This window comes from Microbacterium thalli, from assembly GCF_028737325.1.
Classification (GTDB): domain Bacteria; phylum Actinomycetota; class Actinomycetes; order Actinomycetales; family Microbacteriaceae; genus Microbacterium; species Microbacterium thalli.
The window spans coordinates 1-266 of record NZ_JAQZCH010000021.1 but is presented as its reverse complement, the minus strand read 5'-3'; the positions used below and the strand labels follow the sequence as shown (position 1 = coordinate 266).

Annotated in this window: 1 protein-coding gene; it reads left to right on the top strand. The window is 65.4% G+C overall.

Going from position 1 to position 266, the window contains the following annotated elements:
• Positions 1-183 (top strand): transcriptional regulator (locus PUW82_RS15095; RefSeq protein WP_274223133.1); only part of this gene is annotated, 183 nt, incomplete at its 5' end.
• Positions 184-266 lie beyond the last annotated feature (83 nt).

The window sequence follows — 266 nt, the reverse complement described above, 5'->3', positions numbered from 1 at the left end:
CTCGACATGACAGCCGGCAACCTCTCCACTCATGTGCGCAAGCTCGAGGAGGCCTCCTACCTCACGGTCGAGAAGACCCATCGGGGGCGAACGCCGGTCACTTATCTGTCCCTGACGAAAGAGGGACGCCGCGCGTTCGAGGATTATACGGAGGCTCTGCGCAGCATCCTCGGTGTCTCATAGCGCGTGCGCGTTGAGCGCCCCGGCCCAGTCACCCTCGTGCGCTCGCACGTAGCGGGATGCGGCGAGCCAGTGATCGCCGTGGC